The sequence below is a fragment of the Methanosarcina sp. A14 genome (genome assembly GCF_001729375.1).
In the GTDB taxonomy this organism is placed as follows: domain Archaea; phylum Halobacteriota; class Methanosarcinia; order Methanosarcinales; family Methanosarcinaceae; genus Methanosarcina; species Methanosarcina barkeri.
On record NZ_LZPK01000020.1, the window covers coordinates 1 to 21,176 of the forward strand.

Here is a 21,176-nt window from a genome sequence, read left to right on the forward strand (position 1 = left end):
CTTAACCGAAGACGCATGTAGCCAACTTGTATTAAATCTATAAGCAGCCCATCTCAAGCAACAAAAAACCTGGCGGAATTTAGCTTTGATTACTATCATTCTTTGTGGGGAGAAATTAACAGTCATCCAGACAATTTCAACACGACTACTACACAGTTACATAACGGCTAAAGTTTTGCGTGAAACAGCAAGGTATAATGCAGGTCTGGCAAAATACATAAAGAGTTAAAAGCAAATATTGGAAACTGAACCAAGGATTACATCTGATCTGTGGGCTGAAGAATCAGTTTCCAATATTTCTATTTTTAACCATCATTGATATTAAACCGTTACATTGGTGAATTGAATATAAATAAGTAGACGAGAGATATCCAACGTAGTAGGTTTAGCGACGCAGACAAATCATTTATAAACTACGTGAAGCACCTTTTATCCAATTACATCCGGTTCTGACTCAAATATATAATAGTTATAATGGAAGTTGTCCAGAAAGTTATAATGTATAATAAAATTAATTTTATTATACAGATATCAGGCGAGATAATATGAGAAAAAGAAACATTCTGCTGATTTTTGTCTTTTTTATTTTTCTGATTATGGGCATATTTGTCCATGGTATTTATAGGGATTCTGTGGATTGGAGAGATTACGGTCAAAGATATCTCTGTGATTATGATGTCAAAGTGACAGGCCTTTCAGGCAGGGAAGTGAATGGAACGACGGCGATAATGGTCCCTATTCCAGCATCAAAGGAGGGTAAATTTTTTACTCCCCCTGTTCAGAAAGGTATTTATTTTAGCCAGAAACGGACACATAAAGTCTTTGATTGGTCTGAAGAAGAGGACAAAGGACCTTATTTTGAAAATGCAACCGAAATTTTTGATAACAAAGAATTATGCAGTGACTGGATATCTTTCATTGCAGAAACTAATAAAGGCTATATGCTTGGATTCAGAACAAATGAGACCAAGCTTGAAGATATTGATTGTGGTGTGAGTTTAATTGCAGATTATTTTGATATTTTTGATCCCATAAATAATGGAAGCCCGATATTGTTCCCTGTTGAAAATGCTTCTAATACTTCTTCAGTTCCTTATGGAAAATACACTAGGTACGTCTCAAGTCCAACATATGATACTTACGTATATATAAGTGATAACCTAAAAGGAGGAGGTACGGTATCTTTTGAAGTTCAGTTGGATGCAAACAATGACCCAACGGAGTGGTCTGGTGAATACTTTGGCTGGTATGATAACATATTATTTGCAAAAGTTAATGAGACGGGATACGTAAGAGTCAAGGCCATTCTTGGACAGAATATAGGTGGGAATGATTCTACTTCTTCATACAGTAGTCAATATTATTCAGATTATTTTGAAAATGAAACTTCTGATAATGTAAATGAAACTCCTAGCTGTACAGAAGTTGCACGAAGTCCTTAATTTAACCAGGTTTTGTAAAGTCTTCGTTACCTGGCCACTTTAATAGTTAGTTAAGGCTGTTTAAGAATTAATAATATAAACAAAGTTATACAGAGACTGCGAGATATATAATTGAATCTTCAAAAGACTTTGTTCCAAAATCCAGTGATCTTTGTATTTCTTGATTGAAAATCTGAATTAATAAGAAGAATTCGGTATTCATCAAAATCGATATTCGACATCTTAAGACTTCAATTCTTAAATTGTATCACAAGGATTGTGACCAATTACAAAATATAGTGATTTTGAACTTTACATTCATCACTAGATTTTGGTACTAAATCTTCAAAAGAAAATCACAAATAATCATGAAAGTAGGTGAGCTAGTGGAAAAAGGAAAGAACTAACCGCGAGAGAAAGGAAATAGGTGAAAAAAGAAAGAAGTAAAATTGGAAGAGTCTGCCGTAAGCAGTCATATGAAAACTGTTGTTCAAACTGTGCTAAGAATGAGAATCACAATAAATCTTATGATGAAGCCTGTAAACTTTAAAGAAAAAATATTAGTATATCGAATAATAATGTTCATTTAAAATCTCCACTTAATAGAATAAATTAATATTTCGAGATATAGCTTCAGAAGAGGCTTTTAGATCCTTATTAGTAAAATTTGCAATCATCTATGACTTTAATTCGTTAATACCCAATTAAATACGTTACAATTTTCAAAATAGCGTTCAATTATAATTGATACCGTCAGTCAATCAATAGAATAGACATTGGTTCAGGCTGCCCTTTTATAGGGAATTCCAGGGGCATACCTGATTCCGCAGCCGTTTTCTTCATATTGATCCCGACAGCGTGTTCCGGAATTCTTGCCATTTTGAATGGATACAGATTCCCTTTTCCACATTACATTTCTCACATAGCCTGCACGACCCGTTCACAAATGCGACTGCGAATTTGAAGCCTTCATTAAAAGCTACCTTTTCGAGCTCCAGCATTGTGGAAGCCGTTTTCTTGCTGTAGTCAAAATATTCTTTCCAGAACTTTGCGGCTTTTTTCCTTGTTTCCTCGGGTTCTGCTGGGTCAAGCCAGGTTTTGTATGGTGCTTTGGCAATTTCTTCATCTGCGATTGCAGGCGACCTGAATTTGACAAGCATTGCGTAGCTGTATTCTTTAAGGATTTCCCTAACCTCGTCAACAGTCGGAACATGCGGCGGGCATGTCAACTTTTTTCCGTATCCTATACAGCCCCTACATTTTAAAACCACTCTTTTCTCTACAAAGACATTGTAAGTGGGAATTATCTTTGCGTCAATTGCTTCCAGTTCCAGAGCTTTTTTCACAAGAAAGTCAAATTCCTCAGGTTTTATGTCTGTTGATGACAAATTCATTTCTTCTAAAAATTTGTTTTCAATAAAAAAGGTCTATTAGCCGTTATTGTGTTGTTCGTATGTTCATGAATAACATTCAGGGTAGCTGTACTCTTTAGGAGCAGCTCTTACTCACTAAGAGCCTATCCCAAAAGTCATTTCGTTCTTAATCATCAAGAATTTTCAGGATTGTTTTCATGATCAGAAACTTGATTGATTGTTCGGAATACAGGATTCAGAGAAGCAATTTTGAGTTTTGGGATCAGCTCTACCTTAAAGCTGAACCTTAAAGCTAAACCTTAAAGCTGAACCTTAAAGCTGAACCTTAAAGCTGATTTAGATAGTTTTTCTACAAAATCCTTTTGAAATTACAACTGGTTTTGTGATTCTGGTTTGACGGAAGTATACAGTGTAAAGTGAATAAATAGGCCTCATTCTTCTGTTTTATTAGAGAATTCAAATTTTTATCCTGCATCTATTGACTTTTTGCGTTACTTATTTTCCAAACGATCTTATTTCGATGAGATGCACTTTTTTAAGTAAACTGTAGTAATTAATATTACCAAGTTCAGGTTGTAAAATTGTTCATTTATTTACGCGAAAAGAATTCAGAAGAATTGTTAGTATAATAAATTTTTATAAAATATTTTGTATAATATGTTTCGTAGCAAGTTTTAGCTTGCCAAATTAAGTATATAGTGGGGATAAAGTGACCAAATATGGAGCAATAAAGTCCGTGATGTTGCTGGTATGTATAGGAATAATAATTGCATTGGTACAGCCCATTGAAGGATAGATGGGGCCTGGAACGATGGGCAATCAAGGATACAATCGCAGCTATGGACCTGGACAGGGGATAGGACCTGGAATGATGGGTTATCCAGTGGACAGAGCATAGCAGAAATACTGGTGGATCGCTATTCCGGAGCTACCTATCCTGAGCCGGGGCCAAATATGATGTGGAACACACGCTTTGGTGTGGGAAGAACTCCGACAGGAGACACTGGTTATGACCTGGCCGGAGCACAGAAACTGGCAGAGAATTTCCTGACTGGCTACCTACCTGAAGCGCAAATACAGGAATCACACGCAATGCCCGGCTATTATACTTTCGATTTCGGGCGAAATGATACCAAGGGCATGCTGAGCGTTAATGCTTTTAGTGGCCATATTTGAGTGCACACCTGGCATGGGCCTTACCTGGGCGAAATGAACGTAACAAGCTAAGAACCTATTCGAAAAGTGGTTGCTTACTGGATAAATTTTACAATATACAATAGAAAAACCGGTACGGATACTCTTATTATTGTAGACCACTCTGATATTGTAGACCTACTACTCTGATATTGTAGATTTATTGTAACTTTTAACATGCATTACTGACTTCTGAAAGGCTCTAAAATGGGAGTTTCTTCAAAAAATGCAGGCATAAGGTGGAGAAAAGTAGAGAATAAGTCCTTTTACTCCTTCTTATGCTTTTTTGTTTCTCCGAATCATATCAATAAAGTATTTAGTTTCTCTTTTTACATCATCACTGCACACAACTGCAGAAATTGAGACCAGGCTGTCAGCTCCGTTTTGAATAACACTCTCGCAGTTATCCTTGTTTATTCCACCAATAGCAACTACAGGAAGTTTTATTGCATCTTTAACTTCTCGAATTTTAAGTGAACCAATTCCTTCTCCTGCATCTTTTTTTGTAGCAGTATCGAATATTGGGCCAAGACCCACATAGTCAGCCCCTAATTTTTCCGCCAGGATTGCTTCTTCCCTGTCATTTACGCTAAGGCCGATTATCTTATCCTCACCAAGGAGCTTTCTTGCCGTTTCAACAGGCATATCGTCCTGGCCGATATGGACTCCATCCGCGTCAACTGCTAAAGCAACATCGATCCTGTCGTTTACCAGAAAGATTGCCCTGCCGCTGCAGATTCTCTTAATTTCTGAAGCCTCTTCGACCATTTCTTTCGTGCTTTTATCCTTTTCCCGGTACTGAACAATCCTGCAGCCTGAATTGACTGCGTCCTTGACATTGGATAAAGTCCCTTTCTTTGAAAGTCCGGAATCTGTCACGAGGTAGAAATCGATTTCTTTTAAAAGGGAACTTTTCCAGCTGAAGCCTTTCTGGTTCATGATAATTAATCCATCCGATACGCACGTTTTTTAAAAACGCTCTTTATAATCTCATTTTTCTGAACTTATGGTTCTTTTTACTTAATTTACCTTTTTCTTCCGAACTTACGATTATTCTCTTTTTCTTCTGAATTTACTTTTTTCTCTTTATCCTCGGAACTTATTGTTTTCCGTTTTTCTTCAGAACTTAATGTTTTCCATTTTTATTCAGAACTTAATGTTCTTCAAAATTCATCATACTTTTTACTTTCTCATCCGACAGGTTGAACACTTCATCATACAGGTTAACCTTGAAACTTCCTGGCCCGTTTGACTTACTGGCTGCAAGTTCCCCTGCGACTCCAAAATAACACAATGCTTCTCTGGACGCTTCACAGTAATCCGGGTTAACTGCAGCAAACAAACCTATTACAGATGCAGCCATGCATCCTGTTCCGACAATTGACCCCATAAGTTCATGTCCGTTCTTAACGATAAAAACCTTATCTCCGTTACTTATAATGTCTTCTTTTCCTGTCATCACAACAACGGAAGAGCTTAATTTTGCAAATTGCTTCGCAATCTTTACAGGGTCCGCCTTAATTGAAGTTGCCTCAACCCCTTTAGTTTCAGCGCTTTCACCTGCCAGTTTTGCAATTTCCGAGTAATTGCCTTTTATAATATCGATACGGACAGAGCCAAGGATTTTTGCAGCCATTTCGTCCCTAAATTTTGTAGCTCCAACCCCGACGGCATCAAGCACGACCGGAATTTTCTTATCGTTTGCAGCGGCAGCAGAGAGAAGCATGGAGTCGATTATTTTGGAAGTAAGAGTTCCGATGTTAAGCACAAGAGCCGATGAAATCCCTGTCATTTCAGCACATTCTTCAGGGGCATGTGCCATTACAGGCAGCGCACCAAAAGCTCTTGTCATGTTTGCACAGTCGTATATAGTTACCCAGTTCGTTATATGATGTATGAGTGGTTTTGTTTCTCTTATTGTTTTTAATGGGTTGTTCATAGAATTCCTCAAAAACGTTTTAAAACACGATTTATCCGCATACTGACAACTTGTGCCAGAGATTTATATCAAATTATTGTAACTAGTGTCGAGTCAATTATCAAGGATTCAATGGCCCCGAATAATTACAATCGATTTTATACGACATTTTGTGTTTGACTCGACATTAGGAATCATCCTGCAGTAAATTACTCATTCCTTATCCTTTGGAAAGATTGCGATTACTTATTTCTTACTCTTTCCACGCGTGGTATTTTCGTCATACTCGTTCATTGCAGTTATTAAAGCTCAGGAATAAGACTTGTTGCCGCACTATCCATATAATAGAGGTACTTAGGTATTTGAAAATTAGCTATGTAGTCTTCAATTTTCATATAATTTTATTCATACTCCAGCTTTTGTATTTCCATCAAATATTCCCGCTTTCGTATACCCATTAAACAAAGGAATTATGCTGTAACATAAAATGACAGAACAGTTTACATTTATATTCCTCTACATAAAGAGCTCATCCCAAAACTTGATTTAATTTCGGTATTGTTGCTGGCATTACAACTTCAAAGTATGATTTTTCTAGTACACTGCTTAACTTCAGTAATCAATTTTTAATTGAGTCAACTAAAGTGTTAATTTTTAATCAAGTCAACTAAAGTATTAATTGTTAGAGACTTTGGTAGTACAACTTATATTGATGTTTAGAAATTGTAAAGTTTGGAATTAAGTCGCGTATAAAATTAACAATCAGAGTTCAAAATCCAAAAGCCCGATTAGTTACTTACAAGAGATCTAAACTTATAAGAGATCTAAATAAATAATTTAGAGTTTTAAGATCAAATCAAATAGTCGTTCTTCGCCGGACAAAGTTTGATCTCCATGAATTTATACTAACTCTGGTTCTATACCACTCACTGGTTCCAATAGTTTTCTTTTGCCAGTGTTGTTAATGTTAAATTTTTGGTTGAGATTCACAGTAGTGAATGCGTGGAATAGGATTGTGTTGATAAAATACGTTTTCCTGAAACCAGTAGTTCGAAATAGTGGCACAATTACAGGAAGATCAGACATACTCTTTATCAGTTTTGAACGAAAAAATTAATAAAGTACAACGTCGTTTATTTCGTAAAATTTACGAGTAAGTTTTTATTTATAGATAACCTGAGGAGTACTCGACTAAAAAAGCATGAGTGAAAAACATGGAAATAACATAATTATCTTTATAAAAATAAAAAGAAGGAATTGTAAATGGCACGAGTTATGATCGTAGAAGATGCTGAGTTCATGCGAATAGCGATCCGGGATACACTTTTTAAACATGGGCATGAAGTAGTTGCCGAAGTGGCTGACGACGATGAAGCCATTGAAAAATATATGGAGGTAAAACCAGACCTCGTTTTAATGGACATAATAGCGCCGGATAACGTGCCAAACAATATGAATTGGAAAAATTTGTTAAACAAGTTTCGTATCATAGACCAGGAAGCAAAAATGGCAATGTTTTCCTCTCTCGGACAGCAGATCATCATAACAGAATCTCTAAAAATAGGCGCTATGGGATTTATGGTAAATCCTTTTGAACCCGAGATTTTGAATATAATTAGAATAATTGCCGAGCCAAACTAACTTGAAAGTGAAATTATAATTGATTTCCAGGCTTTTGCAAATTATTCGTCCTCTACATAGATTTTAAATTCAAGCAAGTTACAGTAGATACTCAAATAGTGTTATTCAGGTTTCCCGATTCTTTACTGTGAGTTTTTTTTGATTTATTAAACATCTTTTGTTAGATATTTTGATAGATAGTTAGATATTTTGTTAGTAGATAAATAGAGAATTCTACAAAAATGTGACCATGTTTCTCATTCTCGGAATTTTTGTGGCAAAAATCATATAGGAAGAGATCAAGGGAATTCATTAAAATTCACTAACCCCAGAAAAAAGAAATTAGCGGGAAAATAAAATGACTGAGATAACAGATGAATTAGTGATTCGTGGGAATCACATAAAAAACCGAATTGTGATGCCTCCTATGGTTACTTTTTCCTTTCATGGGGACAATGGCTCTTACTATGGCAAGCAGCACATTGAACATTATACGAAACGTGCAAAAGGCGGTGCCGGCCTTATCATCGTACAGGCGACCAGCGTTTTTGGGGCTATAGATTCAACAGGTATGTGGTCGGCAGGTGATATCTCAGCTTTAAAGCAAATTGCGAGCAACTGCCATGAATATGGTGCAACAGTAATGATGCAGCTTCATTGCGGCAATATGGATATTAACGAATTGTCAACCGAAGAAATTCATTCGATGCAAAAAAATATGAAGCGTGCGGCTATTCGTGCCTGTGAAATAGGGTTTGACGGCGTTGAATTTAATTTTGCACACGGATTTACCTTATGTAAGTTTCTTGATGCCTCTTACAATCGCCGAACTGATAAGTACGGCGGCGACGTTCTATACAGGGCAAGAGTTTTAACACAAATTTTGCCGGAGATTCGAAACAACACTCCTAAAAATTTCATTGTTAGTGTGCGCATGGGTGAGCATCTGCCGGAAAGCAAGGACGGCGTTGAAGCAGCCAAAGCCTTTGAGAAAGCCGGTATTGATTTACTGCACATTTCATTTGGCATGCAGCCCCCAACAAACCCGGTTCCAGACGGTTTCATTTGCAGTCCTATAACCTATAGCGGCTGTAAGATCAAAAAAGAAGTAAAGATTCCCGTTATCGCAGTCAATGAAATCCGCAATGAAGAACAGGTACGGTTCTTAATTGAAAATGATTATGTGGATCTTGTTGCTGTTGGCAGGGGTATGTTAACTGACCCTGAATTTGCGAATCATGTGATAAACAGCGAGCCTGTAAATACGTGTTTGGGATGTGAAAGGTGTTTCTGGTTTACTGATCATACATCGTGTCCGGCAGAAAGTAACAAGTGAAATTGTGGGTATGAACTCTACCAAAGTAAGAAAGTAATCGTAAGGGCTGAAATAAAAATTATAAAAGAAGGTAAGGAGTGATGCAATTCACTGAATAAAGGGAGTTGTGCTCTTTGAAATTACCACATTAATCAGCAAATTAAATCGACTTTAATAAAAAAGAATTTTAGTATATTACAAGTAATTTCTTGAATTTACAGTTCACAAGCTTTCTTTACATAGCCCATATTTCTTCAGATTCTCTTCAGGTCTAACAATTCTATCCAATTCTTCCCTATAACTTTTTGATACAATAGCATGGTTTACAAGGTTAAAAATATCATTTTTAGTGTACCCGTTTGACGAGAAAAGAAGAAACATATTAAGTAACCTTCGAGAATATTCTTCTGCCTTTGTTACATACTTTTCTTCTACTACCAAGGAACTACCGTGAATAATTTCACTTCGCTTACCATATAGCTTCTTGACGCATTTAGCAATGGAAATTATATCTTCATCATTTCTTCCGATAATTAAAGAAATTCGGTTTGATAATTTATATAGAATTTCAGTTTTTTCGCCTTCTGATGAGCATAAAGATTCCATTAACAACATAAGGAAAATAAACCTATGTTCGATATTAAATTCATAGAAATATCTGTTGAACCACTCAATAGATCTTGAAATAGATTTATCCTTTTGCGCAGATATTATTTTATCAGAATTTTTTACCAGAATATACGTTCTTCTCAAATCAGTTATTTCCTCTTTACTTAGAAAATAATGGTAAGAGTTTAACAATGGATTATCATAATTGGTGATGCCGTGGATACTAGACAATTTCTTCTTCCAAGGTAATAGTAGCTTATCAGATCTACGATTAGCCCAGAATTTATCACTTTTTAAGAGCCTCATAGCTAAAATTACAAATGAAATTAAGTCATAGTCAGAATGAATATCAGAACTTTTAGTTTTTATCGAAAGCTGTTCAATCACGTATTTAGTACTCTTTAACTTATCTTTGAAACTAACTGAGTTTTGATCAAAAGATGAGATGAGATCCCATATTTCGTTAAGCTCATCAGGTGTTATTTTTCTAATACTCAAACCTTCGTCAAGTGTGATGCTTTCGGTGTCACTTTCAAACCCTATTAGAGGACAAATAGAAACGGATTCATAATCCTTTGAAAGTAATGAATCTATGTATTCTTCAAAAATGTAATCGAATTTCTTTTGGTCGAAATCGACTTTTTCTGGATTAACTCCCTCTAAGTAGTCTCGGATAAAAGACGATAAAATAACAAAGTAACTGCAACTGTGTGGTCTTAGTTGTTTATTCTCAGAAACAAGTTGAAGACAATGGTTATAAGTTTTTAAAGAGTATATATTAGGAATAACAGAAATAAGATCATAAACTTTATGTGATTTTTCTTGGTAGCCATTATGAAGAGGTACTACTTTCAGAGTCTCACGTATTGGGATGTCCTCTCTATTTTGAATATATTTTGGTAAAATAGATAAAACTTCTAGTATTAAATTTTGAAAACTTTCACGGATTTCGCGATCTGCTGAACTCAAATTGTCTTGTTTGTCAATCATAATTTAAACCACACTTCTAATTGAATAATGACTAATAAAAAATTATCTAGAATCTCTCTAAAGTTTGATCAATTTTCCTTTCCGGAAAAGCTATAAGTAAATGCGGTCAAGACTGTAGTATCTAGTTGCTCTCCTTTTGACTTACTTATGACAAACCCTATTATATGCATTCAAATAGTCAAGTAGTTCATTAGTTTGTGGTTGGTATTTTATGTACTAAGTCAAATCTACTCCAGTGAACTAACTTAGTTGAAAAATAAAAAGAATTGAAAATGCTAAACTCATTTTGGAAACACTATCAATTGAATATTAGATAATAACCAACTTTTACAACATTTCACTGTTAACTTTTTGAAGAGTTCTTATTGTATGGAGCTTGATAAAATAACTCGAGAAGAATCCTTTAAAGAAACCCAAAGTTCGCAGGGAATTTGCGAACAATCACTGAAATTACGTAAAAGAACGCCACGGGTCATGAGAAAAAATTTAGGTTAAGTAAATAAACACTGATGCATTTTTCTTTTATTTTTTCTGCACTCTAAATTTCTAATTTCCTCAAACCTAACTCATATATATTCTATCTTGTCATTTAAATTGATAAATACTCCATGTTTATTGTCAGAAATTAAAAGAAGAAAATGAGAAATATTTGCAACTACCGCTTAGCTGAGGACTTTCTAGCTTTATACTCCGTCCTAAAAAGAAAAAGAGGCTTTCGCCTTAAGAATTTCAAGCTGAAATATTATACAAATATATATCTCTGTTTTCCTGGTATTCTGGGTTATTTCGTGTGTCTACATATACAACTTTATCGTCGTAAATTGCAGGCTCTCTTGCATAAGTGCTGCTTGTAATACGAGTTGTCTTATTAGTTGAGATATTGTACATATAAATGTCACTTGAGAAGTTGTTTCCTACCCAGTATGCTCTTTCCCACACTATTCTATCACCATATACATCTAGACTGATCGGATAGCCATCAAATGTTACTTGACGTGTTTTGTGCTTGGCAATATCTCGCATATAGACATACCTTGATCCATTTTGGTTTTCTGTCCACACGACAATATTTCCATAAATTTTACCGTCCTCTGCTTTACCACTTCTACTGATGTCGCTTACTCTCTTTGTAGGTATGTCATATATGGAAATGTTTGCACTCCATTCGCCTGGATTTACTTGAGTTGACCGTTTCCATACAATCTTATTTCCGTAAATTGCAGGATCAAAATAGGCATGCTCATATGGAGTTATTTGAGTTTCTTCATTGGTGCTGAGATTGTATAAATACAAACTATTATACTCAGCATTTTGAGAATAGGCAGGCTGACCGTCAGTATATTTTGACCTTACGTACACGACATTATCACCATAGATCGCTGGTGTACTTGCGTTAACAATTTCCATTTTTTTGCCAGTGGAAATGTTATACACAGTTATGTTTCCATCATCCCACCATGTAATTTTATCTCCATGAATAGATGAGCTACTATCCGCACGTCCTATCCCGGTTATGTTTCCGGTAGTCAAGTTATACATGAAAACTCCGTTACCAAAAGTATCAGCCCATGTAACAACGTTGCCATAGATCGATGGACTCAACGTTAGCCTCCAACTTACGAGCATAGTCTCTTTGCCAGCGTTTGCTATTGATGTAAAACTTGTAAGAAAAATCAAAACAAATACCAGATGTATTATTTTGTTTCCCACATTAATCCCCATAAAGGATATAATACTGGAAAACTACATCAACATTGCTGATCATTAGCAATATGGGGGAAAAGGGAGAAAAACAATTGAAGGAAAGTACTTACTTTTTCAATATTTGATTATTGGTTTTCGGATAGGACGGATAGAATCTACATTAGGCAGGCGTTATTTGCAATTATTTTGTTTTAACTACAATTACTGATTGTGTTTTTCATTTTTATTTGAAGTAGTTGTGTTTTTGACAACTCTAAATTGTCATCATATTTAGAGTATTCAGTCAATCACAGATTGAAATTCAAAGGAAATAGTAAAAATTATTGAAAAACGGTCAGTAATTATATTTTTTTAATGAGGTGTGTTGAGGGTAAATAAATGGCAAATAAGGAAAAGTTACATTCAATACCTTTAGTGTTAATGGCATTATTTTTCGTATTTTTTGTTTCAAACTCAGCTGTAACGTTAGCTGCCCAGGAAATTAAGCTCTCAGAGGATATTGGAGTAAATGGAGAGACTTCTATTTACGGTGAGAAAGTGGTGTGGTCATATTGGGACAAAATTCATCTTTATGACCTAAAAACCGGAAATGATACTATAATTACCATGCCTGAACATTATTATTACGTAGCACGTCCTGCTATTTATGATAATAAAATTGTATACTGTCTTTATAATGGAAATGAGAATCCAGTTAGGGTCAGACTTTACGTGTATGATACACTTAATTCTACAAGTTCACTAATCACAGAGAATTTGTCCTATTGTGTTCCTGATATTTACGGTGATATTATTGTGTGGGCTGAGGAACGCAACTACAAGACTGATGTCTACATGTACAATATTTCCACTCATACACAAACTCAGATAACCACAAGAGGATCTGCAAGTAACCCTTCAATATATGAAAACAAAATAGTGTGGGTGGGTTACGGGGACAATGGAACTATTATAGATAAAAATAACAATTCCATTAGCAGAGATAGTATTTGCATTTATGACCTTTCCACTAAGAAGGAAACTATGATCAATACTATCGGAAGAGCATATGCTCCCGTGATCTACAGTGATAGGATAGTATGGCAGGGTAGTCGCAATTCAGACTTTACTGGTGGAAGAGGGGATGTCTACATGTATAACCTCTCAACTGAGAAAGAAAGCCGGATCTCTTACAACGGACAGTCCTCGTCAGGTTCGCCTCCAGCTATCTATGGTGATAGGATAGTGTGGCAGAACCACCACAACGGAAACTACAATATTTACATGTACAATCTCTCAACTCAAAAGGAGACTCAGATTACCACCAGTGGAAGTGCAATGGGACCTGATATCTACGGAGACAGGATAGTGTATAGAGATAATCGTCAAAGATTGCCCCCTGGCGATGGTTATTTTTGTGATATCTATGTGTATGATCTCACTGCTAGACCCATAGAATCACAAGCTGGGTTTACATCCAATGTGACTTCCGGAATAGCACCTCTAACGGTATTATTCACTGATACCAGCACTGGTGGAGTACCAACTTCCTGGCATTGGGACACTGGCGACGGTATTTACTCAAAACATGCCATGAATGCAACCCATACGTTTACAAACCCAGGGGTGTATAACGTTACTTTAACAGTTACAAATGAAGCCGGCAATAGTACGGTAACGAAACCGAATTATATTACAGTAACTCCTCCACAACCACCAGTGGCAGATTTTTATGCTAATGTAACCTCTGGAAAAGCACCTCTAATGGTGTATTTCTATGGTAGAATTATTGGCAAAGCTACAAGTAAAGGCGAAGAACCTATTTCCTGGTATTGGGATTTTGGCGATGGCATTTATTCAAAACACACCACGAATGCAATCCACACATTTACAAAACCAGGGATTTACACAGTAAATCTTACCGTAGGAAATTTTGTGGGTAATAGTACAGCGACAATGCCAAATTACATAGTTGTTATCGATCCAAAAGCCCCCGATGCAAATTTTAGTAGTAACATTATCGAGGGTTATGCTCCCCTGACGGTAAAGTTTAATGACACTTCTCAAAATGCAACGTCAAGGGTATGGGACTTCGACAATAATGGAAAAACAGACTCAACCGATGTAAATCCTGTTTATACATTTACAACGCCAGGAATCCATACTGTTAACCTGACAGTAAGAAATGCTTATGGCACTACCTCAAAAACTGATACAATAATTGTACTTACAGAAAATGAGATCCGGATTACAACCAGCGAATTAGCATCCAATCCTGATATCTATGGTAACAGAATAGTATGGCAAGACCTTCGCAACGGAAACTACGATATCTACATGTACGATCTCTCCACTTCCAGAGAAACCAGGATCACTGCTAATGAATCAAATCAGACATATCCTTCACTCTACTGTGATAGAATAGTATGGCAAGATGATCGTAATGGACAGTATAATATCTATATGTACAATATATCTACTTCCAAAAAAACTCAAATAAGCACTAGCGGGCGCGCTCAGAGACCTAAAATATATGGTGACAGGATAATGTGGATGGATTATCGAACTAGAAATAAAGGTATTTATATGTACGATCTCTCCACTTCCAAGGAAACTCGAATAATTTCAAACGGAATACCTCTATTTATTAATATGGAAGGTAACTTGATAGTCTGGGATGACCTTCGATACATAAGTCCGGATATTTATATGTACGATCTCTCCACTTCCAAGGAAACTCAAATAACCTCCAACGGAGAAGCAACATTCCCTAACGTCTATGGTAACAGGATAGTGTGGAAAGAGTGGCACAGAGAAGATGTCACCACCGATATCTACATGTACGATTTATCCACTTCCAAGAAGACTCAGATTACTACCAATAAATCAAGTCAATACTATCCTGCTATTTATGGTAATAAGATAGTATGGCAGGATGATCGAAATGGAAACCTGGACGTTTACATGTACGATCTCTCAACTCAGAAGGAGACTCAGATTACCACTAGCGGAGGTGCACAAGATCCTGATATCTATGGAGACATGATTGTATATAAGAAGGATAGTCGTCAAAGATTACCCGTTGATCATGTTTTTTTTAGTGATATCTATATGTATGATCTCACTGCTAGACCCATGGAACCACAAGCTGGATTTATATCCAATGTGACTCTGGAACAACACCTCTAACGGTGTTATTTGCTGCTACAAGTAAAGGTGAAACTTACAAGTAAAGGCAAAGCACCTGTTTCTTGGTATTGGGATTTTGGCGATTGTTTTATCCCAAAACATATCTTTTTAAATATTTTTTATTATGGTTGTATATCGTGTACAGGTGACCAATTATTTTACTCCAACTTTGAATTTGTTTCATTTTACGTAATCATTCCACAATGCCAAAATGGAATTGAAATTTATTCAACGTTTAAACTTTTGCGTCGCCTGCTTTTCTTTCAGAGCACAAAATGTTATTATTAATTTTTAAAATGTTTTTACTTTTGTGAAAGCACATAAACGCAAGCAAAACCCATATCGAAGAGTTTCCTCTTTTTTAAAACACAACCAGTATGTAAACTATACTTCGGATGAACGAACCCCCGGATAACGGAAGGTTTCTTCCTAGAATAGTAATATTTATTTTTATGGAGCGCCAATTATTACATATGAATATTATAGAGAGAAAAAACTATAGAGGAGTTGACCTTCCAGGCGCCCATCTTGAAAAAAATAACCTTATATGGGCTAACTTTCAAGACGCTAACCTTCAGGAAGCTTATCTCATAAAAGCTAACCTTACACAGGCTGATCTTCAAGGAGCTAACCTTTATAGAGCTGACCTTCGCGGGGCTGACCTTCGCGGGGCTAACTTTCAAGAGGCAAACCTCCAGGAGGCTAACCTGCAAGGAGCCGACCTCTCAAATTCGTACCTTTTAGAGGGTATAGGCACTAATCTTCAAGGAGCTAATCTCCAGGGAGCTAATCTCCAGGGAGCTAATCTTACAAGGGCTAACCTTAAGGGAGCTAACCTTAAAGGAGCGAAACTCCAGTTATCCAATATCCATTTGGCTAACTTGCAAGGAGCTAATCTTCAAGGAGCTAACTTTCAGGGAGCTAATCTTCATGGAGCTAACCTTCGTGGGGCTGACCTCCAGGCAGCTGATCTTTATGTAGCTGATCTTCAAAAGTCTGACCTTCAAGAAGCTAACCTTCAAGAAGCTAACCTTCAGGAAGCAAACCTTCAAGGAGCTAAGCTAACTAATGTGAAAAACTTATCATTTGACCAGCTCTCTAAAGTAAAAACCCTTCATAATGCAAAATTAGATGACAAAAATTTTACGCTACTTAATGAGCAATACATTACCGCTTGAAAATCTCAGGTAAAAACGAGTTAAGAATAATACTGAAACTTTCAAGTGGTTACATCAATTTTTTTTGTTTATCGACTCCAAACGTAACTGTTTTAAGGTATCTATTTTTGATTATACTTATCAGGAATGGTTTAATCTAATGAGCCGAATTTAAAAAAATTAAGTTACTACTATTCTATACCTTTTATGATGCTTCTTCTGGATTTAATTTTGATCTGAAGTTCACCTTAATCCTTTCAAGATGAGAAGTCTGTCCTGAATTGATTTTTGATGTTCCTCTTCACTCAAGGAAGGATCCTTTAAAGAAACCCAAAGTTCGCAGGGAATTTGCGAACAGTCGCCGCAATTTTGATAACCTTTTTCCTTAACGCATTTGTAAACAGGGCAGACATCAGCACCAATATGCTGAGCCCAATAAACCTTGCCTTCAATTGCATTACAACCGGCGCATTCATTATTCAGGAGAGGACACCCATCACAATTTACTCCACATACACAAATCATCATATACCTTCCGTAAACAATTTTATAAAATATAAACAAATTTTGAGGTTTAAGGTAAATAACTGTTTTAGGTTATTCAAATTATTGAGTACATTTAGTTAGCTTTTGAAGCTCACTATGTCATATTTACCTTTATTTCCAAAAGTTGTCTGAAATTTATAATACTTTGCCAAGTAAGTTGAAAGTATTCTTCGATTTCAAAAACTACTTTTTTTAGGATTAACGGTTTTAAAATATTATCAGAAAAAGCAGCGAACCAAACTTTCTGCACTAAACTTATTTTCTGCACTAAACTTATTTTATACTTTATTCACAGATTTAACTATAAAAAATCTCTACACTTTATTAGTTTTAGATATTAGTCTCAAGCATTTTGGGATAATTCTTTTAGATTTATGGTTTTTTAGAAAATGGGCATACTGCCGTGGAATAAAACGAAAGCAAGAAGATAAAATGATGTTATTCAATCGTAAAATTCAAAATAGTTATAAAGTAGCATAATTCGATAGTTTGTGCAGAAAGTTTATAAAAAGTGCCTCAAAAGTAATGTGCGGAGTTTAAATGCGTCTATCAAACTAAATTTGAAACCCACATACCCAGAGGCGAGAAATGATAGCTTTGAGAGTACTTGAGGTTTGTTTATTCCTGCCTCTTGAATAAAAGAAAAGAGGTAAAGAGTAGATGATAGTAAAGAAAAAATTTGGAATAAGTGCGATATTTGCAACAATACTATTAGCAGCCATCTTGTCAGTGTCGATCGCAAGTGCACAAGAAAATGAGACCACACAAGAAAATATGACTATGGAGCTTACCTTTGGCCCGGAAACTCTTGATAAACTGAAAAATGATCCGTATTGTGTTGCTGCATATGGAAGCATACCAGCTTTTACAACTTCGGAGGAGAGGTATCAATGGATTAACACCCTCAGTAACATACTGGACAATTTATATAATTCAAGTTTTATGCAAGACCAGGAAAATTTGAAGTATTTTGATCCATTTGGCCCTATTAAAACTTCTGGTATAACCTTTGATGGTGTTATAGAGATAAGTGTTAACAATAGTTCAAAAGTTGATAAGCCTTTGTTGGACGAATTCTATCAGCTTATTGACACAAAAGCAAGCAGTATGGGGGTTAAAGAAGTTCCTGTAGTGTTCATGCGCGAAGATGACCTACCTCTGGATGATCTTGAACCTCCAAGCTCGACGGAGAATGATGAAAACTCTGTTAATGATAGTATTTCTAACACAAGTGACTCGAATGAAAATAAATCGAGTAAGGTTAACTCAACTCCAGGTTTCGAATTATTGGGAAGCCTGGTTTGCCTATACGGTGGCTGGAAGCTCAGGAAAAAGTAAAGTAAGAACGGATTGCATCCTGAAATAGAGTTTGGTGAACTGAGAATTAAGGGTTTATAAGAGATACATTGTGTCATATTAATAGTAACGTGACTATTATTCTGTAACTTTCTATCTCTTATATACTATATTTTTTCATCAAAAATAGGGTTTTATTATCTATACCAATGCAGAAGCCAATAATATAAAACTTCTGAATTACCAGGTATTATCTTTTTGGGTTCTTTCATCGAGAGATAACAGATTACTATATCTGTTAACTCTCTCTTGCTAACGCCAATTTAACAAGCACAAAGTTTACTATTGATCAAAAACCTTCAAAAATAAAAAATGACTTTCCCTACGTATTGAGTAAATGACTTTCCCTACGTATTGAGTAAATGACTATCCCTGCATATTGAGCGCAAGACTTCTTTTTTGTTTAGAATCAAAATGAAAAAAATAAACTAATACTTCAGGTAATTATTCAGAAAAACTATCCGAACACTGATAAACCTTCCTTCAGTAGCAGAGAAGATTTAAACCAGAACAGCAGGAAAATTCATGGATTTAATAAAAACTGCCTGTAATATCTTTGAAGGGCAGACCTTGCTTTATTGACGGAATCCCCGGTTGAGATACGTCCTGACCAGCTTATATATATCCCCGCGGGTTTCGGTACAGGATACATATAATACCTGCAATACACTTCTCAAATTTCGGACTATAGACCAGCCTGCTAATTCAGAGAATAGTATAGAGATACTCGAATTAAATAAATAAGACTGGATAATACAGGCCACGGTAGATATTAAGGTTTTTGTGGCAGTGTCAATTATAGAGACACTATCGCCTCTTCCATTAGGAATATATGCATAAATACTGGGAGTGAGTTCTTCCCCATTCCGGGGTATGGAAGGTAAATCTGTTTCAGGTAGTTTACCTGTGAACTACCTGATTACCATTGGATTGCTTTCTACCTTCACAATAGCTGTAACTTTGTTTGTACCGGTATTGATTACAGAGACGGTGCCATCATTGTAGTTAACCACATACGCACTTGTCCCTTCAGGGTTCACTGAAACACCAACAAGTCAGCTCCTTACATTCACCGTGGTTACGACGTGTTTGTGGTCGCATTAATTACAGAGACAGAATTGCCCTGCCGGTTAGCCAGATAAATGTTTTTTCCGTCTGGACTGACTGCAACCCCGTAAGGATTATTTCCTACCCTCAAAGGTGACTGTAACAGCGTCGGTTGCAGTGTCAATTATAGAAACAGTGCTATTTTTTCCATTAACCACATAGACAGTTACTCCACTCGGGGAGACTGCGATTTCCTCAGGCAGTTTTTCCACATTCACAGTGCCCATTAATCAAAATTGATACGAATTTCAGAACTATTTCCTGTGATCAGAGACTCATTGATCATTCTTAATTCCATATTTGGAGAAGCAGTTTTGAGTTATGGGATAGACTCATAGCTAAGTAAGTTTATAAAGCGACAAATATTTTCTCTGTAGATTATCTAGTACATTTCAAGGTAACTGAGGTAACATATTACAAGCAAACCCCGCTCTTTCCATCCTTAGACAAGCCACTTTGCCATGCCCGTTGCTTGTGTTTTTGGTTTTCCACAAAGAACCTTATTTAAGCAGCTTAAAATATCTGATCTCATACACGAAGCAGTGAACTTTTTACATACAAGAACCTGCTGAAGTTCATATAATAAATTAAAAGTAGGATCGATAAAAATAAATGTGGTGTGGAATCAAAAAGGAATGGTGAAACCTTGAAAGCCCTGGTTATTATAGATATGACTAACGATTTCGTATATGAAACCTACGAACATGAAGGAACATTATATGAGGGAAAACTTGTAGCCCCTATGGCAAAGGCAATTGTTGACAAAATAGCCAGGCTGATAATAAAGGTGGTAAAAGGGGGAACAGTCAGTGTTATCAGGATTCCGAAAGATCACCTAAACGCCTTTATGAACCCCGAACTCGAACTGAAAGCTGCAGAGCTAGGAATCGATGAAGTATTCATGACAGGCCTGGTTGAGGAAGTCTGCATATACGTTAATAGCCTTGGTTTCCTTGAAAGAGGCTTTCGAACAAATATCGTAAAAGGTTGTACTGCGCCTTTTGATGAAGAAAAAGGGAGAGAAGCTTTTAGCGAACTTACGGGATGCGGAGCAAAAATGGTTGATGATATTCCTGAAGACATAAAGGTTATCCTGCTCCTTGAAGACGAACATGATGAAAATTCCGAAGAAATAAAGTCAGGAGACTGGCCACCTCATAATATGAAAGGAACCCCTGGAGCCATGACCGTAAAGACGATCAGGGATGTGCTTGAGGGAAGGTATAGCTAAGTAACCCCGAAATACTCCAGATGCTCACAGAGAAAAGTCTCTGGCTTTCTATTTACCGGATTAAATATATTGAGAGAGTCACATTCGATTATTCTCTTTTTAATTACTAGTACTAGGATTCCGAAAAATAAGGAATTAATTTTGGAATCGAAGCACTAGTGCATCGATTCCAAAGCATGTCCAAAATGAACTTTTTGAAAACCAGATTGAATCACTCTGCGACCGGCTGCTTTTTCCGTGTTACAGAGTTCCATGCGACTTTAAAACAGTATTTGTGTCATTATTTGCGTCAATATTTGCGTCATAAGCTGTAATTATTTTCTTATTATGCATGTATTTGAGAATCAATGCACTAGTTTTCGAAATAGAATTATGCTAGAATCTATGATTGACAGGGTCCATAGGTTAAAATACGTACTTTGCACTAAGATTTTGGATATACACAACGCCAAAAAAGTAAATTCAAC

At 36.1% G+C, this 21,176-nt stretch carries 17 protein-coding genes; 8 read left to right on the forward strand and 9 right to left on the reverse strand.

Annotated elements, in window-relative coordinates; translation table 11 throughout:
• The first annotated feature begins 545 nt into the window (after positions 1 to 545).
• On the forward strand, positions 546 to 1,442 hold the full coding sequence (locus tag A9239_RS01030) for a hypothetical protein (RefSeq protein ID WP_141706327.1): 897 nt from the start codon (positions 546 to 548) through the stop codon (positions 1,440 to 1,442).
• An 818-nt stretch (positions 1,443 to 2,260) separates the two neighbouring features.
• Here A9239_RS01030 and A9239_RS01035 read toward each other — a convergent pair.
• Positions 2,261 to 2,809 (reverse strand): DUF2284 domain-containing protein, encoded by a 549-nt coding sequence (locus A9239_RS01035; RefSeq protein WP_218104523.1) that lies wholly within the window; start codon positions 2,807 to 2,809, stop codon positions 2,261 to 2,263.
• An 894-nt stretch (positions 2,810 to 3,703) separates the two neighbouring features.
• Here A9239_RS01035 and A9239_RS19835 point away from each other — a divergent pair.
• Positions 3,704 to 3,970: a hypothetical protein gene (locus tag A9239_RS19835; protein ID WP_054864487.1), complete on the forward strand. Its 267-nt coding sequence runs from the start codon at positions 3,704 to 3,706 to the stop codon at positions 3,968 to 3,970.
• Between the two features lie 294 nt (positions 3,971 to 4,264).
• Here A9239_RS19835 and thiE read toward each other — a convergent pair whose 3' ends face one another.
• Positions 4,265 to 4,927, reverse strand: a complete 663-nt coding sequence (thiE, locus tag A9239_RS01045) for a thiamine phosphate synthase (protein ID WP_048155067.1) — start codon at positions 4,925 to 4,927, stop codon at positions 4,265 to 4,267.
• Positions 4,928 to 5,141: 214 nt separating this feature from the next.
• Positions 5,142 to 5,927, reverse strand: coding sequence for a hydroxyethylthiazole kinase (gene thiM, locus A9239_RS01050; protein ID WP_048118801.1), 786 nt, complete (start codon positions 5,925 to 5,927; stop codon positions 5,142 to 5,144).
• Positions 5,928 to 7,169: 1,242 nt separating this feature from the next.
• On the opposite strand from thiM, the gene A9239_RS01055 reads away from it, so the two are divergent.
• Both A9239_RS01055 and A9239_RS01060 read left to right on the forward strand, forming a co-directional pair.
• The gene (locus tag A9239_RS01055; protein ID WP_048118804.1) at positions 7,170 to 7,547 is read left to right on the forward strand and encodes a response regulator; all 378 of its coding nucleotides are present in this window, start codon (positions 7,170 to 7,172) and stop codon (positions 7,545 to 7,547) included.
• Positions 7,548 to 7,884: 337 nt separating this feature from the next.
• Positions 7,885 to 8,862: an NADH:flavin oxidoreductase gene (locus tag A9239_RS01060; protein ID WP_048118807.1), complete on the forward strand. Its 978-nt coding sequence runs from the start codon at positions 7,885 to 7,887 to the stop codon at positions 8,860 to 8,862.
• Positions 8,863 to 9,063: 201 nt separating this feature from the next.
• Here A9239_RS01060 and A9239_RS01065 read toward each other — a convergent pair whose 3' ends face one another.
• On the reverse strand, positions 9,064 to 10,440 hold the full coding sequence (locus A9239_RS01065) for a HEPN domain-containing protein (protein WP_048118810.1): 1,377 nt from the start codon (positions 10,438 to 10,440) through the stop codon (positions 9,064 to 9,066).
• A 729-nt stretch (positions 10,441 to 11,169) separates the two neighbouring features.
• Entirely contained in the window at positions 11,170 to 12,162 is a 993-nt protein-coding gene (locus A9239_RS01070) for a hypothetical protein (RefSeq protein WP_048155064.1), read from the reverse strand.
• Positions 12,163 to 12,522: 360 nt separating this feature from the next.
• On the opposite strand from A9239_RS01070, the gene A9239_RS01075 reads away from it, so the two are divergent.
• Positions 12,523 to 15,312: a PKD domain-containing protein gene (locus A9239_RS01075; protein ID WP_048155061.1), complete on the forward strand. Its 2,790-nt coding sequence runs from the start codon at positions 12,523 to 12,525 to the stop codon at positions 15,310 to 15,312.
• 473 nt (positions 15,313 to 15,785) lie between these two features.
• Complete coding sequence (locus A9239_RS01080) at positions 15,786 to 16,490, forward strand: pentapeptide repeat-containing protein (protein WP_052712723.1); 705 nt, start codon at positions 15,786 to 15,788, stop codon at positions 16,488 to 16,490.
• A 222-nt stretch (positions 16,491 to 16,712) separates the two neighbouring features.
• On the opposite strand, the gene A9239_RS01085 is transcribed toward A9239_RS01080, so the two are convergent.
• Positions 16,713 to 16,997: a DUF3795 domain-containing protein gene (locus tag A9239_RS01085; protein WP_080941498.1), complete on the reverse strand. Its 285-nt coding sequence runs from the start codon at positions 16,995 to 16,997 to the stop codon at positions 16,713 to 16,715.
• Between the two features lie 678 nt (positions 16,998 to 17,675).
• On the opposite strand from A9239_RS01085, the gene A9239_RS01090 reads away from it, so the two are divergent.
• Positions 17,676 to 18,353 (forward strand): hypothetical protein, encoded by a 678-nt coding sequence (locus A9239_RS01090; RefSeq protein ID WP_052712722.1) that lies wholly within the window; start codon positions 17,676 to 17,678, stop codon positions 18,351 to 18,353.
• Between the two features lie 929 nt (positions 18,354 to 19,282).
• Here A9239_RS01090 and A9239_RS17875 read toward each other — a convergent pair.
• From A9239_RS17875 to A9239_RS17885, 3 genes are read right to left on the reverse strand one after another with little or no spacing between them, the layout of a single operon-like run.
• Positions 19,283 to 19,411: a hypothetical protein gene (locus A9239_RS17875; protein ID WP_080941499.1), complete on the reverse strand. Its 129-nt coding sequence runs from the start codon at positions 19,409 to 19,411 to the stop codon at positions 19,283 to 19,285.
• A 38-nt stretch (positions 19,412 to 19,449) separates the two neighbouring features.
• A complete protein-coding gene (locus A9239_RS20790) occupies positions 19,450 to 19,602 on the reverse strand; it encodes a hypothetical protein (protein WP_080941500.1) in 153 nt (50 codons plus the stop codon).
• Positions 19,553 to 19,696: a hypothetical protein gene (locus A9239_RS17885; protein ID WP_176722077.1), complete on the reverse strand. Its 144-nt coding sequence runs from the start codon at positions 19,694 to 19,696 to the stop codon at positions 19,553 to 19,555. Before A9239_RS17885 ends, A9239_RS20790 begins: the two co-directional genes overlap by 50 nt.
• 401 nt (positions 19,697 to 20,097) lie before the next feature.
• Between A9239_RS17885 and A9239_RS01095 the strand changes: the two genes are divergently transcribed.
• Positions 20,098 to 20,709, forward strand: coding sequence for a cysteine hydrolase family protein (locus A9239_RS01095; RefSeq protein WP_048118819.1), 612 nt, complete (start codon positions 20,098 to 20,100; stop codon positions 20,707 to 20,709).
• Positions 20,710 to 21,176: the final 467 nt, after the last annotated feature.

What these genes read in the sequence shown, in the direction of transcription:
- A9239_RS01070 (WP_048155064.1), bottom strand. Translation starts at nt 12,162, where the DNA reads ATGGGGATTAATGTGGGAAACAAAATAATACATCTGGTATTTGTTTTG.
- A9239_RS01075 (WP_048155061.1), top strand. Translation starts at nt 12,523, where the DNA reads ATGGCAAATAAGGAAAAGTTACATTCAATACCTTTAGTGTTAATGGCA.
- A9239_RS01080 (WP_052712723.1), top strand. Translation starts at nt 15,786, where the DNA reads ATGAATATTATAGAGAGAAAAAACTATAGAGGAGTTGACCTTCCAGGC.
- A9239_RS01085 (WP_080941498.1), bottom strand. Translation starts at nt 16,997, where the DNA reads ATGATGATTTGTGTATGTGGAGTAAATTGTGATGGGTGTCCTCTCCTG.
- A9239_RS01090 (WP_052712722.1), top strand. Translation starts at nt 17,676, where the DNA reads ATGATAGTAAAGAAAAAATTTGGAATAAGTGCGATATTTGCAACAATA.
- thiM (WP_048118801.1), bottom strand. Translation starts at nt 5,927, where the DNA reads ATGAACAACCCATTAAAAACAATAAGAGAAACAAAACCACTCATACAT.
- A9239_RS01060 (WP_048118807.1), top strand. Translation starts at nt 7,885, where the DNA reads ATGACTGAGATAACAGATGAATTAGTGATTCGTGGGAATCACATAAAA.
- thiE (WP_048155067.1), bottom strand. Translation starts at nt 4,927, where the DNA reads ATGAACCAGAAAGGCTTCAGCTGGAAAAGTTCCCTTTTAAAAGAAATC.
- A9239_RS01030 (WP_141706327.1), top strand. Translation starts at nt 546, where the DNA reads ATGAGAAAAAGAAACATTCTGCTGATTTTTGTCTTTTTTATTTTTCTG.
- A9239_RS01065 (WP_048118810.1), bottom strand. Translation starts at nt 10,440, where the DNA reads ATGATTGACAAACAAGACAATTTGAGTTCAGCAGATCGCGAAATCCGT.
- A9239_RS01055 (WP_048118804.1), top strand. Translation starts at nt 7,170, where the DNA reads ATGGCACGAGTTATGATCGTAGAAGATGCTGAGTTCATGCGAATAGCG.